The organism is Nonomuraea sp. NPDC050786 (genome assembly GCF_040654115.1).
GTDB lineage: Bacteria > Actinomycetota > Actinomycetes > Streptosporangiales > Streptosporangiaceae > Nonomuraea.
In genome coordinates this window covers 84,651-99,327 of sequence record NZ_JBFAHJ010000014.1, presented here as the reverse complement: position 1 = coordinate 99,327, position 14,677 = coordinate 84,651, and the positions used below count along the sequence as shown (strand labels likewise).

11 protein-coding genes are annotated in these 14,677 nt (G+C 72.1%); 2 read left to right on the top strand and 9 right to left on the bottom strand.

Features of this window, described 5'->3' with window-relative positions; all coding sequences use genetic code 11:
* Nucleotides 1–51 precede the first annotated feature (51 nt).
* From AB0H84_RS25120 to AB0H84_RS25080, 9 genes are all read right to left on the bottom strand, one after another.
* Complete coding sequence (locus tag AB0H84_RS25120) at nt 52–1,035, bottom strand: beta-ketoacyl synthase N-terminal-like domain-containing protein (RefSeq protein ID WP_357608648.1); 984 nt, start codon at nt 1,033–1,035, stop codon at nt 52–54.
* Nucleotides 1,032–2,231: a beta-ketoacyl synthase N-terminal-like domain-containing protein gene (locus AB0H84_RS25115; RefSeq protein WP_357608645.1), complete on the bottom strand. Its 1,200-nt coding sequence runs from the start codon at nt 2,229–2,231 to the stop codon at nt 1,032–1,034. The genes AB0H84_RS25120 and AB0H84_RS25115 overlap by 4 nt, the downstream gene beginning before the upstream one ends.
* Nucleotides 2,218–3,288, bottom strand: a complete 1,071-nt coding sequence (locus tag AB0H84_RS25110; RefSeq protein ID WP_357608642.1) for a beta-ketoacyl synthase N-terminal-like domain-containing protein — start codon at nt 3,286–3,288, stop codon at nt 2,218–2,220. The genes AB0H84_RS25115 and AB0H84_RS25110 overlap by 14 nt, the downstream gene beginning before the upstream one ends.
* Nucleotides 3,285–4,421: a beta-ketoacyl synthase N-terminal-like domain-containing protein gene (locus tag AB0H84_RS25105; protein WP_357608639.1), complete on the bottom strand. Its 1,137-nt coding sequence runs from the start codon at nt 4,419–4,421 to the stop codon at nt 3,285–3,287. The genes AB0H84_RS25110 and AB0H84_RS25105 overlap by 4 nt, the downstream gene beginning before the upstream one ends.
* Nucleotides 4,418–5,908, bottom strand: coding sequence for an AMP-binding protein (locus AB0H84_RS25100; protein ID WP_357609040.1), 1,491 nt, complete (start codon nt 5,906–5,908; stop codon nt 4,418–4,420). The genes AB0H84_RS25105 and AB0H84_RS25100 overlap by 4 nt, the downstream gene beginning before the upstream one ends.
* Nucleotides 5,908–7,956 (bottom strand): AMP-binding protein, encoded by a 2,049-nt coding sequence (locus AB0H84_RS25095; RefSeq protein WP_357608636.1) that lies wholly within the window; start codon nt 7,954–7,956, stop codon nt 5,908–5,910. Before AB0H84_RS25095 ends, AB0H84_RS25100 begins: the two co-directional genes overlap by 1 nt.
* A gap of 215 nt (nt 7,957–8,171) precedes the next feature.
* Nucleotides 8,172–9,221: a zinc-binding dehydrogenase gene (locus tag AB0H84_RS25090; protein ID WP_357608633.1), complete on the bottom strand. Its 1,050-nt coding sequence runs from the start codon at nt 9,219–9,221 to the stop codon at nt 8,172–8,174.
* A gap of 9 nt (nt 9,222–9,230) precedes the next feature.
* Nucleotides 9,231–11,222 (bottom strand): aldehyde dehydrogenase family protein, encoded by a 1,992-nt coding sequence (locus AB0H84_RS25085; RefSeq protein WP_357608631.1) that lies wholly within the window; start codon nt 11,220–11,222, stop codon nt 9,231–9,233.
* Nucleotides 11,219–12,121, bottom strand: a complete 903-nt coding sequence (locus AB0H84_RS25080; RefSeq protein ID WP_357608629.1) for a helix-turn-helix domain-containing protein — start codon at nt 12,119–12,121, stop codon at nt 11,219–11,221. Before AB0H84_RS25080 ends, AB0H84_RS25085 begins: the two co-directional genes overlap by 4 nt.
* 513 nt (nt 12,122–12,634) lie before the next feature.
* Between AB0H84_RS25080 and AB0H84_RS25075 the strand changes: the two genes are divergently transcribed.
* Both AB0H84_RS25075 and AB0H84_RS25070 read left to right on the top strand, forming a co-directional pair.
* Nucleotides 12,635–13,297 (top strand): transposase family protein, encoded by a 663-nt coding sequence (locus tag AB0H84_RS25075; protein ID WP_357608627.1) that lies wholly within the window; start codon nt 12,635–12,637, stop codon nt 13,295–13,297.
* A gap of 21 nt (nt 13,298–13,318) precedes the next feature.
* Complete coding sequence (locus AB0H84_RS25070) at nt 13,319–14,017, top strand: hypothetical protein (protein WP_357608625.1); 699 nt, start codon at nt 13,319–13,321, stop codon at nt 14,015–14,017.
* Nucleotides 14,018–14,677: the final 660 nt, after the last annotated feature.

Here is a 14,677-nt window from a genome sequence, read left to right as displayed (position 1 = left end):
CGGTGATGCCTGTTCGGTGGGGGTGTAAGGGTTCGGCCGGCGGGCGTACCGTCACGGAACGCCCGCCGTCCCGGGGAGCACGTCGGCGATCGAGACGTGGCCGTGCGCGGACACGGCGAGCACCACGGCTCGCTCCGCCGTACCGGCCGCCATCCGGCCGACCACGCGGCGCAGCGGTGCGAGGGATCCGCTGCCCGGCGGCCGGGTGAGGATGGTGACGGCGCGGTCGCCCGCGCGTGCGGTCAGCCACCCGGCGACCGCCGCTCCCGCGGGCGAGTCGTCGAGCACGGCGTCGATGCGCGCGACCGGCCGGCCGTCGGCTAGGAGTTCCTTCCACAGCGGGTCGAGTACGTCGGAGGTCTCGGGCACCCCGCCCGCCGCGCCGACGAACGCGCCGCGCACGGAGCAGTGGCCGTACGCCCGTTCTCCGGCGACCGAAACACCTTCCGGTACGCACACGAGCACGGCGGCGCCGAGGTCGTGCGCGGACCCACCGCCTTGGACGGGCGCGGGCCGGTCTTCGACGGCGCCCGCGAGCACAGCCGTGGCACGCCCGGCGGCCAGTGCGCGCGCCGCCGTCTGTACGGCCTCCAGTCCGGCGACCGCCGGGGAGTTGGTGGTCAGGACCAATGCCTGCAGCCCGTGTTCCGGGGCCAGCCGGCCGCCGAACATGCTCAGCGCCATGTACGGTACGCGGGCCGGGGACAGATCTGCCGCCCCCGTGGCGATGACGGTACGGTCGAAGTCGTCCTGGAGCGCGGCCCCCGCGTTGTTGCCGCCGATCACGGCCGCCCGGTCCTGTGGTGAGAGTCCGGCGAACCACGTACCGGTGTCGTCGAGTGCCGAGCGGGCCGCAGCGAGCAAGTACCGGCAGGCCGGTGGCAGTTTCCGGTAGCCGCGGCCGGGGAGCAAGGCCTCGGTGTCGAACCAGTCGGGAAACGGTTCCACGGGAGGTTCGAGGGCGCGGGCCGGCCGGAGGGCGCCGGGGGCGATCATCCCGAGGCCGAGGACGCGTACGCGGACCGGGGCGTTCATGCCGGGTCTCCCACACGCGAGAGCACGAACGAGGCGTTGACTCCGCCGGTCGCGCACGAGTTGACGAGCACGGCCGGCCGGTTCAGCGGTACAGGCCCGTCCTGCGGCAGCCACACGTCGCACTCCGGGTCCTGGTCCAGGGGCGCGTTGGCCGGGATCCTGGCCCGGGAGGCGATGAGCGCCGCGGTCAGGCACGCGAACATGCCCGCGGCCCCCGAGGTGTGGCCGATGAGCGCCTTGAGCGCGAACACCGGTGGACGGCCGGAGGAATCGCCGAAAACGCGGTGTAGCGCCCGGCTTTCCACCGCGTCGTTGACGGGAGTGCCGGTCGCGTGCGGCAGCACACAGCCCACCTGCTCCGGCCGGACTCCGGCGTCGGCGAGCGCGTTCCGCATGGCCCGGACCAGTTGCACCGCGTCGGGCTCCGGGGCGGTGGGGTGGTGGTAGGCGTCGCAGCTCCAGGCTGCGGCGCCGAGCTCCGCGTACGGCCGGGCTCCCCGCGATGCGGCGTGGGCGGCGGATTCGAGGACCGCGAACGCGGCGCCGTCGGCGAACACGGTGCCCGCCCGGTCGCGGGCGAACGGCCGGCAGCCGTACGGATCGGTCACCCGGATCCGGTCGAACCCGGCCATGCCGACCCGGGTGATGCCCTCCGCGCCGCCGACGAGCACCACGTCGGCCTCGCCGGCACGGATGACGTCCAGCGCGACGCCGAGCGCGTAACCGCCCGCGGCGCAGGCGTTGCCCAAGCCGGCGGTGCCCGCCCGCGAGCCGACCGCCTCGGCGACGACCGCGGCGGTGACCGCGAGCGGGGTCCACGGCGGGGTGCCGCCCGCGCCGCGCTGCTCTTCCTGAACGCTCGCGTTGCCCATCTCGACGCCCATCACGACGGGGATGCGTACGGTGTCGCCGCGGCCGATGCCGGCGTCGGCGAGTGCTTCACGTGCGGCCGCGACCGCCATACGCGGGGCCGGTCCGAGCGGGATTCCGGCGTGGGTGCCGGGGTCGGCGGGGATCGCAGAAGGCGGTGTCAGGTACATACGCCTGGCCCGCATGTTCATGTACGGCAGATCGACCTCGCGGGGCGCCGCTCCACCCGCAAGCAGACCGGCCCAGTGGGCCTCAGCGCCCGCGCCCAGGCAGGAGACGGCACCAAGCCCGGTCAGCACCGCACGACGCCGATCAGGCATCATCATGCCGATCACCTCCCAAGCCGTTCTCGTACGTGACGTCGTCAGCGGGCCGGGGGAGCAGGCCGTCAGCGGGCCGAGTGGGCACGTTCCCGGCAGGCCGGGTGAGCAGCACGGCTGCCACCGCGCTCGGATCGCCTTCCCCGTCGGGTTGGTCGCCGGTGCCGTCGTCGCCGGCGACCGCGAGCACGGCGTCGTGGCCGGGCCGGTCGAGCCAGGGGAGGGCGGCGGCGCACTGCAGGACACCGAGCGCGCCGGAGCAGCGGCCGAGCCGGGCGGTGAGATCGACGGTGATGGCCGCGTGGCCGGTATTTCCCGGACCCGCGGAGAGATCGACCGCGTCGGCCGCGATACCGATACCCGGCCCCCCGGCGAGCCGCAGTCCGATGGGGCCCCGCCACGTGCGGGTCGCGCGGTGCACGGCCTCGGCGCGGTCGGCGGCCCTGCCGTAGGCGTGGATTTCGGCGCGCGGCCGGGCGCCGCGGGCGCGGGCCCGCGCGGGTGTCTCGAGGATGAGGCACCCGGCGCCGTCCAGGCGAGCTGTGCCGCCGTGCAGCCTGGCGACCGGCGCGGTGTCCGGTTCGACGCCGACGACGACGGCGACTTCGGCGCGGCCCGCGGCGAGCAGGGCGGTGGCCCAGAAGATCGCGTCCAGGCCGCTGGTGGTGCCGCTGCACAGGGTGATATTGGGTCCGCGCAGGCCCTGGTCGAGGGCGATCCAGCTCGCGGTGACGTTGCTGGACATGTGCGGCACCCGCATGGGGCTGAGGCCGGTGACGGTCTCCTTGCCGATGGTGTCGACGAACTCGCAGACGGTGTCGAGGTTCCCGAGGTTGCTGCTGACGATGACGGCGGTGCCCGACGCGGGCAGCGTGACGCCGCGCAGCGCCCGTCGTGCGGCACGGAGGGCGAGCCGGGACGCGCGGTCCTTGTGCCGCAGCCCGATTTCGGCGCGGGCGGCGTCGTCCTCGGGTGCGGCGGCGGTGCCGAGGCCGAGGAGGTCGTATTCGTCGGCGACGCCGGTGACGGCGAGCGCGCAGCCGGTGATCACGGCGCGTGTCATGCGGCCCCGCCGATGACGGCGACGGCATTGATGCCGCCGAGGCCGATGGCGTTGATCTGCGCTGTGCCGAAGCGGCCACGGGCCGGGTGGCCGGCGACGAGGCGCAGGTCCACAGCCTCGGGGGCGGGGTCGCTCAGCCCGGGCATCGGCGGCAGTTCCCCGGTCCGCATGGCCAGTACGGCGATGATCAGGCTCATCAGACCGGATCCCCCGCAGGTGTGGCCCAGGCCGGACTTCACCGAGGTGACCAGCGGGCCGGGCCGGACGCCCCGGAAGACGTCGCGCAGTACGCCGGCCTCCACCGCGTCGTTGTGGCGTGTGCCGCTGCCGTGCACCACGACCAGGTCGATGTCGGCGGCGTCGACTCCGGCACGGCGGTGGGCGTCGCGGACGGCGCCGGCGACGCCCGCGACGTCGGGTACGGTGGCATGCGCCGCGTCACAGTTCATCGCGACCCCGCGGACACAGGCGTGTGCGGGGCGGGGATGGGCGCCAGAGGCTCGTACGACGACCGCGGCGGCGCCCTCTCCCATGACCATGCCGCGACGGTGCCTCGCGAACGGCTGTATGGCCTGCGGCGGCGGGTTCTGCACGCGGTCGAGTCCCCCGAAGGAGCTCTCGGTGATGGCGTCGGTACCCGCGACCACGACGGTGTCGGCGAGGCCGAGCGCGATCAGGTCGGTGGCCATGCCCAGGGCGTAGAGAGCGGCGGCGCACGCGCTGGCCACGGTGTGCGTCTCCGTGGTGCCGAACGCGTCGCGCATCACCTGGCCGAAGTGCATCTCGGCGGGGGTGAGCGAGTGCCCGTCGCGCCACCACAGCTCGGCGGAGCGCAGTTCGCGCAGTGTGGTTCCGACGATGACCGGCACGTCGGGGACAGTGGCGGGCAGCCCCGCGTCGGCGAGCGCCGCGGCGACGGCGGCACGCAGCCAGCGGGAGGCGCGCCCCGGTTCGTCCTGGCCGGGGACGGTCCGGTCGTCGATCTCGTACGCGTGCTTGACCCGAAAGAGTGCGCTGTCGAAGGCCCGCAGCGGCGCGACACCGGTACGTCCGTCGCACAGCGCCCGGTGCACCGCTTCGGGTTCGTCTCCGAGGCAGGTGACGACGCCCATGCCGACGATATCCCCGCTCATCGCGGCTCCCGCGCGGGGCCGCGCAACTGGTAACGGGCGAGCTTCCCGGTGGAGGTGGTGGGCAGCGCGGCGAGCACCTCGACGCGCGAAGGCCGCTTGTACGGCGGCAGGTTCTCCCGGATGGCACGCCTGAGGGCGCGGCGGGCCTGATCGGGTGTGACACCGTCGGCGGGAACGGCGTGAACCACGACCTGCTCCAGCCCCGTGTCGTCGCGCCCGCCGACGACGACCAGGTCGGCGATGCCGTCGGCGGTACGCAGTTCCGCCTCGATCTCGGCGGGCGCGACCTTGAAACCGCCGAGGTTGAGCAGGTCGTCGGCCCGGCAGACGTGGCGGAAGTCGCCGTCCTCGGTACGGTAGGCGATGTCGCCGGTGTAGACGCCGCCGTCGGCGAACGTGCGCGCCGAGTCCTCTGGCCGGTCGATGTAGCCGAGCGCGGCCGAGGCGCTCCGGATGTGCAGGCGGCCGTGCGAGCCGGCGGGCAGCGGGCGGCCGTCGTCGTCCCGTACGGTCGCGGTGACGCCGGGCACCGGGTGGCCGGTGGAGCCGTGCAGGATGTCCTGCGGGTCGGTCGCCAGGACGATGTGCAGCACCTCTGTCGCCCCCAGCCCGTTCACCACCGGGACGCCGAGCAACCGCGCCGCGCGGGCGGACAGCTCGGCAGGCAGATGCTCGCCCGCGGCGAGCGCGAGGCGGAGGGACGACGGGTCCAGCACCGTGCCGCGCGCGACGATGTCGAGCAGGGCCGCGTACAGCCTGGGCACCGCGCACAGCACGGTCGGCCGGTGCCGGTGGACGGCGGTGATCACAGTGTACGGATCGACGGGGCCCGCGAGCAGCACCGACCGGGCGCCGGCCGCCAGCGGGAACAGCACGGAGTTCCCGAAGCCGTAGCCGAAGGACAGTTTCGCGGTCGACAGCACCGTGTCGTCGGGTGTGAGGGCGAGGACACCGCCGAAGCCGTCAAGGACGGCGCGGAGCCCGGCCATGCTGTGGCGCACGCCGCGCGGTTGCCCGGTGCTGCCGGAGGTGTACTGGACCAGGACCTCCGCTTCCGGCACGAACGGGGCGGGCGGCCCGACGTCGGCGGCGCGGGTGGCGCGCGGTTCGTGCACGGGCAGCGGGCCGAGCGCCTCACGCAGGCTGTCGCGCCGCCCCTTGGGCAGCGCTATCCAGGCGTACTCGGCGGCGCAGTCGCGGGCGACAAAGGCGATCTCCGTATCGCGCAACATCGGGCTGAGGACGACGGGGACACAGCCATACCACCACAGGCCCAGCACCGCGACGACGGTGTCCGCGCTGTCGTCGCCGACGACCAGCGCACGGCAGCCGCGGCGTACTCCGGCGGCGGCGAGCGCTCCGGCGTGTTCGCAGGCAGCCTGGGTCAGTTCGGCGTAGGTCAGGGTACGTAGGTGGTCGGCGAGAGCGGTCCGGCCGCCCTGCCCGGCCGCGACGTGGCGCAGCAGCAGCATCTCGACGGGGTCCATCACGCGCCGCCCGTCGGGGCGCCGGCGACCAGGCCGCGGCGGGTCAGGAGATCGAGGACGTCGGCGAGCGCCTCGATCCCGGCGGCCTCCTCGGCCTCCAGCCGTACGGCGAAGGCGCGTTCGACGCGAGTGACGAGCTCGATCTTCTGCAGGGAGTCCATCTGCAGGTCGGTGTGGAAGCCGTCTGCCATGGAGACCTGCCCGGGTTCGGCGTCGAGTACGTCCTCGGCGAGGCGGCGCAGGGTCTCGACCACCTGCCCCCAGGGCCGTACGCGCCCTGCCGCGGCGGCGTGCGGCGCGGTGGCCAGATGAGCGGCCAGATCCCGGTACTTCTCGCGGAGCCGGCGCTTGAGCACCTTGCCGGTCGCACCGACCGGCAGGTCGTCGTCGGTGACCGCGATCTCCAGCGCGGCGAGGGGCGGCTGGCCGATCGCCACGAGCGCGGAGTTGGCCCGGCCAAGAAGCCCGGCGGCCGGGTCAGTGTCCGGGCCGGTGTCCGGGCCGGTGTCCGGGCCGGTGGCCGGGTCGCCGTCCGGGCCGGACGCCGGATCGCCGTCGCGCAGCCTGACCACTGCCACCGGAACGATCGCCCCGGCGTCATCCCCGGCCACCACCGCGCAGTCGGCGACCTCGGGCAGCGCGAGCAGCACCGTGTCCTCCATCAGGACGGAGTGGCCCGTCCCAGCCGCCGTGGGAATCGCGTCCACGATGCGGTCAACGTGGAAGTACTCGTTCCGGGCGGTGCGGCGTACCAGGTCGCCGGAGAGGAAGTACCCGGCGAGCCGGCTGCGGTGAGTGGTGTCGGAGTCGTTCCAGTAGCCGGTGGTGACCGAGTCGCCGCGTACGCCGAGCATGCCCACCTCATCGGGGCCGGCGTGGCTGCCGTCCTCGCGCAGGACCGCGACCTTCATCGCGGGCACCGGTCTGCCGAGGTGGCGCGGGGCGGACGGCATGTCGGCGGTGGTGGTACGGCGCAACGCGGCCCAGCCGAGTTCGGACGAGCCGAGGATGTCGTGGAACATCGAGCCGGGCACCCGCTCGCCCCCGACGTCGCGGTGGCCGAGCCGCACCAGCCGCCGCATGTGGACCTCGTGCGCGGAGTCACCCACGTTCACCCAGTCGCGTACCGAGTCGAAATCCTCCGGATCGGGGTCGGACAGCGCCAGTTCGGCGAGGACGTGGTTGAACGCGAACACGGTCGTGGGACGGTACCGGGCAGCCGCCCGGGACAGGCCCGCCGCGCTGCGGTCGGCCAGCGCGACCATTGGCAGGCCGGCCAGCAACGCGAAGAACGTGACGGCGATGGCCGCTCCGTGCGACAGCGGCGCCGCGCACAACAGCAGCGAGTCGTCCGGCTCGGGCTGGGTGGACAGCCGGAAGGCGGGCCCCGCCGTGCCCTGCCCGTGCGTCCAGATGACGAGCTTCGGGTCGCCGGTGGTGCCGGAGGAGTGGCACAGGAAGATCGGGTCGGAGTCGCTGTGCCGGTACCGGGCCCGGTCCGGCAGGACCGCGCCGCTCAGGTCGCCGGCCTCGGATCGGGTGAACGCCCATCGCAGCGAAGGGAGCTCTTTCTCGCCCCCGCCGAGTCGCGCCAGGTGCGCGGCGTCGGTGTAGAGGCCCACTGTGCCGGCGCGCCGCATGAGCCCGAGCGCGACCTCGCCGGGAAGCCGACCGTTGACGACGACGGCGATCGCGCCGATCTGCGCGAGCGCGGCGAGGTGCGCGTGCTCCTCGAACGAGTCCTCCAGATACAGCGCGACCCGGTCGCGTGGCCGCACGCCCTGGGCGAGATACCAGGACGACCACGCGTCCGCGAGCGCGCACAGCGCGGCGATTCCGAACTCGGCGCGAGGCGCTCCGTCGACGCCGGGTATCGGCGGATCCGCCACGACCAACGTGGCATCCGGATCGCGGCTGTGCGCCAGCGCCGTCCGCCACAGGCTCCCGCCGCCGAGACTGGGGTCCTGGGCCACGGCGACGCGCCCCGCCCTGGGCAGCAGGGTACGGCGCGCGGATGCCACGGACAGATCGGTGAACGCGGACAGCATGGGACCACCGGCTTTCACGGGAGGGAACGCGCCGCCGCGCGCACCCTCTCTCCGGTGCCGCGGTCGTTGCGGAAACGAGTCAAGTTCACCTGCGATCTCGCTTCCGAACAACCGATTGCGCGTCCCGCCCGGCGTGTCGAGCAACATCCACCAGATCTCGACCGAGCGCGAAGATTATCCAGCGCAATTTCTGCCGCAGAAGAACCCGCGACTGGTCAGCCGCCGGGTGTGATCAACGGCTTGAGCGCCGTCCTGGCGTCCATCGCCCGGTAGGCGGCGGGGACCGACTCCAGCGAGAGGCTGGTGTCGAAGACGGGCGAGGGATCGAGGGTGCCGTCGAGCACATGAGGGAGGAGGTCGTCGATGTAGCGGCGGGTGGGGGCCAGGCCGCCGCGGAGGCTGATGTTGTGCAGGAAGAGCGTCATCGGATCGAGGGCGTCGGTGTTGCCGTGGGGGGCGCCGACCCAGCCGATGGCGCCGCCGGGGCGGGTGACGCCCAGGGCGGTACGCATGGACTCTCGGGTGCCGACGGCTTCGATCGTCGCGTGCGTACCGTGGCCGTCGGTGAGTTCGCGGACGGCGGCGACGGCGGCCTCGCCGCGCCGGGTGACGACGGCGGTGGCGCCGAAGGAGCGGGCCAGGTCGAGGCGGGCGGGATGATGGCCGAGTGCGATGATCTGCTCGGCGCCGAGCATGCGGGCGGCGAGGACGGCGCACAGGCCGACGGCGCCGTCACCGATGACGGCGACGGCCGCGCCGGGGCGGACGTCGGCGGACACCGCGCCGTGGTAGCCGGTGCCCATGACGTCGGAGAGCGCGAGCAGGGCGTTGAGGAGCCGGTCGTCGGAGGCGGCGTGGGACGGGAGGCGGACCAGGGTGGCGTCCGCGTAAGGAACCCGCACGGCCTCGCCCTGGGCGCCGTCGGCGCCTACCGCCCCCCAAATGCCGCCGTTCACGCATGAGGTGGGCAGGCCGTCGGCGCACGGGGCGCAGCGGCCGTCGGACCAGGCGAACGGGGCGAGGACGAGGTCGCCGGGGCGGATCGCGGTCACGTCAGGCCCGGTGTCGGTCACGGTGCCGAGGAACTCGTGGCCGAGGCGCTGGCCGGGCCGGCGCGGCGATTCGCCGCGGTAAGCCCACAGGTCGGTGCCGCACACGCAGGAGCGCAGGACCTGGACGACGGCGTCGCCGGGTTCGCTGAGGCGGGCATCGGGGACGTTCTCGACGCGGACGTCGTAGGGACCGTGAATGATCGCGGCGCGCATGGTGGGTCCTTAGTTGTTGGTGGGCCGGTCGGCGGTCAGGGTGGTGAGGTCGAAGCGGGCGACGGGCCGGTCTCCGGCGCCGGTGACGACCGCGTGCCAGCGGACCTCGCCGCGCCCGGTGCCGGGGCGCGGGGTGATGCGGACGGCAGTCATGGTGACGCTGAGCGGGGTGCCGGGGCGGACGGGCGCGAGGAAGCGGAGGTTGTCAAGGCCGAGGTTGGCGAGCACGGGCCCGGGTTCGGGCGGGACGAGCATCCCGGTCGCGAGCGCGGCGACCAGGTGGCCGTGGGCGATGATGCCGCGGAAGATCGGGTGATCGGCGGCGGCGGCCTCGTCGGTGTGCAGGTAGTAGTGGTCGCCGGTCAGTTCGGCGAAGGCGGCGATGTCCTCACGGGTGACGACGCGGGGCCCGGCCGTGGCGGTGTCGCCGAGGCGCAGGTCGCGCAGGTGCAGGCGGAGCGGGCTCGTACCGGGTGTGTCCGGCGGGCTTCCTGGCGTCCAGCGGTCGGTGGCGGCGGTCAGGTGGGCCGGGGTGCCGCCGACGGTGGTCGCGGTGAGGCGGGTACGCAGGCGGCCGGGGTGCTGCCCCTTGCCGGGCGCGAGTGCCGCGTCCGCGGCGGGTGAGGTCTCGGGGTCGATGAGGTGCAGGCGTTCGTGGGTCGGAGCCAGGGCACGGGCGAGGTCGCGGGCCTGGCCGGGGTCCGCTGTGACGATCCAGCTTCGGAGGCCGCCGGCGCCGAGGGCCAGCGCGCGGGCGATCTCGTCGGCGTCGCGGTACGGGACGAGTGCCAGGACGGGACCGAACGCCTCGACCCGGTGCAGGTCCTGGGCCTGTGCGTCGCCGGCGGCGAGGAGGACCGGCGGCAGGTATGCCCCGGGCCCGTACTCCTTCGCCGCGAACGCCACGTCCTCGGGCGTGCCGCACACCGTACGGGCCGCTCGGCGCAACCGTGCGAGCGCGGACAGCAGGCGGCGCCGGTGCGCGGCGTCCACCAGCGGGCCCAGGGCCGGGTCTCCGCACTCCCGGTCCGTGAACCGGAGTTCGCCCAGGGCCGACGACGTGGCCTGGCTGACGGCGTCCATCAGGGTCTCGGGAACGAAGGCACGGCGTACCGCCCGGCGGGTCTGGCCGTTGTGCGCGGACATGCCGGCCACGAGACGTTCCACGTACAGGTCGAGCGCCCGGCCGTGGTCCGCCGCGTCCATGCCCAGGACGGCGCAGTCGAGAATCCCGGCGGTGAACTCCGCGCGGGGCGGCATCGGCCGCCGCGCGAGCAGGGTGCGGAACCGCCCGGCCGTGGCGGCGGTGCCGTTGAACCGGAGCTGGTCGTGCGGGCCGAGATGGCCGGTCAGGTCGGCGGGACCGGTCACCAGTTGCAGGCAGCCCGGCGGGACGGCGTCGCATTCGCTGACGCGCCGTACCAGGTGGGCCGCCAGCTCCGCGGTACGGCGCGACGGCCGGACGATGCTCGGCACGCCGAGCACGAACGCGCCCGCGAAGCCGTCGAGCATCGTGCTCACGGGGTCGGCGAAGCCGCTGACGTGAACGGCGATTCCGGGCGGGGCGGCGGACAGGTGGGCCATGGGCGGCAGATGGGTGACGGGCTCGACGAGCAGGTTCCCGTCGCTGGTCGTCTCGCCCGCGAAGTGGCGGGTCACGGCGTCGGCGTGACCGAGCAATGCGTCCAGTCCCGCCCGGACGTCCTGTTCGGCATCGGCGGGCGAGCCGCCCAGGTGCCCGGCCAGAGTGACGAACTCCGCCTGGTACCGGGCCAGATGACGCGCCAGCAGCCTGGCGACCCGGGCGCGCTCCGCGAAGCCGAGGCCGCGCAGGGCGGGGATGCCGACCGTACGGGCGTGTGCCACGGCGGGGCCCGCGTCGACGCCGACCGCGGTGACCCGGTAGACCTCCTCTCCTGACACCGCGTGCCGCCGCGGTGTCCCGAGGTCCGTGGGCGTACGCCATCGGCCGCACAGGTAGTGCGGCACGAGCCCGGTCACAGCCGGCTCCCGGCAGACGAGGAGACCAGTACGGGCTCGGACGACGAGGCGTCGGGCCCGCCGGCCTGGGCGGTGCCCGCGGAGGTGAGCCCAGCGAGGGCCGCCGACCGGTAGACGGACGGTGTCACGGCGAAGGCCGCCTTGAAGGTCCGCTGGAAATGGCTGAGATCGCGGTAGCCGACCTGCACGCAGATGTCGGACAATGGCAGATCCGTTTTCAGCAGCAGCGTCTGGGCGCGCTGCATGCGCAGTTCGGTGACGAAGTCGATGAACCGGCGTCCGGTGTGCTTCTTGAAGGTCCGCGAGAAGTGGTACCTGCTCATGTGCGCGACGTGGGCCGCGGACTCGAGGGTCAGGTCGTTGTCGGCGAAGTTCTCGGTGATGTACGAAACGGCGGCCGCCACGTGCACGGCGGCGGCGTGGTCGTGGCCTTTCGGCGGGTGGGCGGTCGTGAGCGGGACGTCCTCCCGCAGCCGGGCGGCGAACCACAGCAGTTCGTCGACGAACGCCCGGGCACCGTCGCGCGGCTGTCCCAGGCCGAGCGGCGGCTGCTCATGAACCGGCAGGTGCAGGGCCCTCGGAATGGCCACCGCCCCCAGCGCGGCCAGCACGACGCGGAGGTGGTCCACCGCGTGGCTGCTCTGCCCGACGCCGACCGACACGATGCCGACCGGCTTCCGGCGCAGGGCGCCGCCCGCGAGCCGGTCCAGGGCGAGCTGGACCTCTACCGAGCAGGATTCGTTGCGGACACCGGCCAGGAGAACCAGCCCGTGGGCGCGGCGCGCCCAGGTCCTCAGCGTGTCATCGGCCGCCGCGCCACGGCGGGACCGTCCGACCCAGAGCCAGCACGCGGGCCGCCCGGTCGCCTTGCCGATCACGTCGCGCAAGGCCGGGAGCACGGGGGCGAGTCCGGGTAATTCCGCGGGAACGTCACTGACGACAAGGACGGTGGGCGGGGCGCTGTGCGAAGGCGGCAAAGTCATGTGGTGACCTCCGGAATTCGTGTTTTGCGCAACCTGGATCGCGCAGAACCTGATCCTCAAGCTATGGGGACCTGATTCAGCTGGGCATAAGGCACACCGCCTTCCGATGCGGAACGCTCCATGACCCGTCCACTATCGACTTGACGTGTTCGCGGCTCATCCGTGTCGGGTCATGGTTGCGTCACGGTCGCCCCCACCGGGTAAGGGGCGTTGAGGGGCAGTCAATACGGCAGGGGGTTTCCTCGGCGTTTGCGCCACCGGAAACGGTGATCCTTTCAGTGCAGCTTCCAGTGAACGTTTCTCAACCTCCTGGACGCATGCCCTGATCACAGCATGATCGCGATGCTGGTGTTCGGCCGTTGACGCAACGAAGCTCCTGGTAGACGGATTGATCACCACAATCCTCACCGTCACAACCAGGAGCTTCCGGTGCTGTTCTATCGTGCCGCCGTCGATTTGTCGCATCAGACCCTGAACTACGTCGCCGGGGTGATCCGGCGCCACCGTAGGTCCATGAGGTCGCTCTGGCGGCGGCTGAACCCCGGCCAGCAGGCCCTGCTCGTCCTAGTCCACCTGCGCAAAGCTGAGACGTTCACCGAACTCGGCGCGGGGTTCGGGGTGTCCACCGCGACCGCGTGGCGGTACGTGGAGGAGACGGTGGCGCTCCTGTCAGCGCGTTCTCCCAAGCTCACGGCGGTGTTGCGGAAGGCCAAGCGGGACGGGCTGCACTACCTGGTGCTGGATGGCACGCTGATCCGCACCGATCGGATCAAGGCCGACCGGCCGTACTTCTCCGGCAAGCACCGAATCCTCCGCGAGCTGGATCAGGCCGGGATCATCACCCTCGCGGGCAAGGCGTACCAAGGCGCCGAGGGTCCGCTCGTCACCCCGTACAAGGGCAAGAACAAGCCTGAGTCCCAGCAACAGGCCAACCGCTCCCACGCCAGGCTCCGCGGCCCCGGCGAACGCGCCAACGCCCAGCTGAAGGGCTGGAAGATCCTCCGCAAGCTACGCTGCAGCCCTTCCAAGGCCGGCCATCTGTGCAAGGCCATCGCCGTCCTTCAAAACCACCGTGTCGCACAGGCAGCCTGAGGTTGAAAGGAACCGCTGATCGTGCAGGTTAAGATCACCATTCACCGAGTGCGGCGGGGTGCCTCGGAGTTCCGGGTGATCCGCCCGGCCAAGCCTTTGGCCAATGGGGCACTCTACGACACCGGCAGTCAGTATCACATGTATGTGGACCGGACGGATGGCCGACGGATCGGCGCATTGTGGCTGCTCGCAGCCCGATCGCCACGCTCTCTGGTCTACCTGCCGATGCGCGCCACTCCGGCCGCCCCTGGGATCAACCCCGACTGGGACAAGGAGGAGAGGTGCCCGGACCGGCCGCTTGATCTCGTGCTGGCCCACCACTCGCTGCAGTTCCCGCCCTCCCGCTGGAAGCAGGTACGAAAGCGGATCATCGCTGGAAGCCCTCCAGGCGAAATACGGACAGCAAGTGTGCCGGACACCGACCTACCCGCTGACGAGGAGATCGACTACCGGGCCCTGAACTACCAAGAGAACAAGGACACACTCCACCAGCGCGTGCACGCCGAGACGCTGTTTCTGACCGGCAGCACTGCGGCGTTTCGGCAGCCGGCCCGTCACTTTTTCGCCGTAGCTAAGGAAGGGCCACCCGCTGCCGCGACCTCGCTGTACATCCCGGGCGCCTGCAACTATCACGTCTGCCGGCTGTTCTACTGGCCGAATCTGGATCCAGGCGGCGGGCAGGACATCCACCTGGAGTACGCCCCACGGTGGACGGTCTGACAAAACCCATGACCTGCGACTTCAGGTTGGAAACCCTCATTCATCGCTATTGCGCTGTACATCCTTGCGAAGGAAAACCTCGATCTCTCCAGCGCCCTCAGCATCAACGAGGCGCAGCAGTCGCTGAGGTCCAGCCCAAGTGAAATCGTGAAGAAGTTCACCGATGCCGAGAAGTCGAAGACCTGGGTTAGTATAGTTTCCCCGTTTACTGCGTGATATCGGCCGCCGTTTCTTTTCAGACTGTGAAGCGATCGGAGCCGTGAACATGGTAGCTCGTCGTACGAAGTCCTGGCTCCGGCACGGGGTATCTTTTGGTATTGCCCTCTCCGTGGTCACCAGCCTAGAGGTGGGCCTAGCTGTCCTGGGGGTGGACGCGGCAGACAAGATTGCATCCGTTGTGGGAATAGCAGCCGGAGTGGCTGGATTGCTGACATCGCTATTGTCGGTGACAACGCTGAAAAATGATACCGCCGCAATCAAGATGATGACGGTGGATAGCAAGAGTAAGGCCCATCACTCCTGTTCTCGCCCGTTACCTTGGTGCGGCGGGGCCTGCGGATTTCGGGGACCGGTTGCTCGGAGCACTGACCGCTCGCGCGGGCCCGGCGCCCAGCAGGCCGCCGGCGGTGGCGAACGCGGCCATGCTGAGCAGTCGGCGGC

What these genes read in the sequence shown, in the direction of transcription:
- AB0H84_RS25120 (WP_357608648.1), bottom strand. Translation starts at nt 1,035, where the DNA reads ATGAACGCCCCGGTCCGCGTACGCGTCCTCGGCCTCGGGATGATCGCC.
- AB0H84_RS25115 (WP_357608645.1), bottom strand. Translation starts at nt 2,231, where the DNA reads ATGATGATGCCTGATCGGCGTCGTGCGGTGCTGACCGGGCTTGGTGCC.
- AB0H84_RS25110 (WP_357608642.1), bottom strand. Translation starts at nt 3,288, where the DNA reads ATGACACGCGCCGTGATCACCGGCTGCGCGCTCGCCGTCACCGGCGTC.
- AB0H84_RS25105 (WP_357608639.1), bottom strand. Translation starts at nt 4,421, where the DNA reads ATGAGCGGGGATATCGTCGGCATGGGCGTCGTCACCTGCCTCGGAGAC.
- AB0H84_RS25100 (WP_357609040.1), bottom strand. Translation starts at nt 5,908, where the DNA reads ATGGACCCCGTCGAGATGCTGCTGCTGCGCCACGTCGCGGCCGGGCAG.
- AB0H84_RS25095 (WP_357608636.1), bottom strand. Translation starts at nt 7,956, where the DNA reads ATGCTGTCCGCGTTCACCGATCTGTCCGTGGCATCCGCGCGCCGTACC.
- AB0H84_RS25090 (WP_357608633.1), bottom strand. Translation starts at nt 9,221, where the DNA reads ATGCGCGCCGCGATCATTCACGGTCCCTACGACGTCCGCGTCGAGAAC.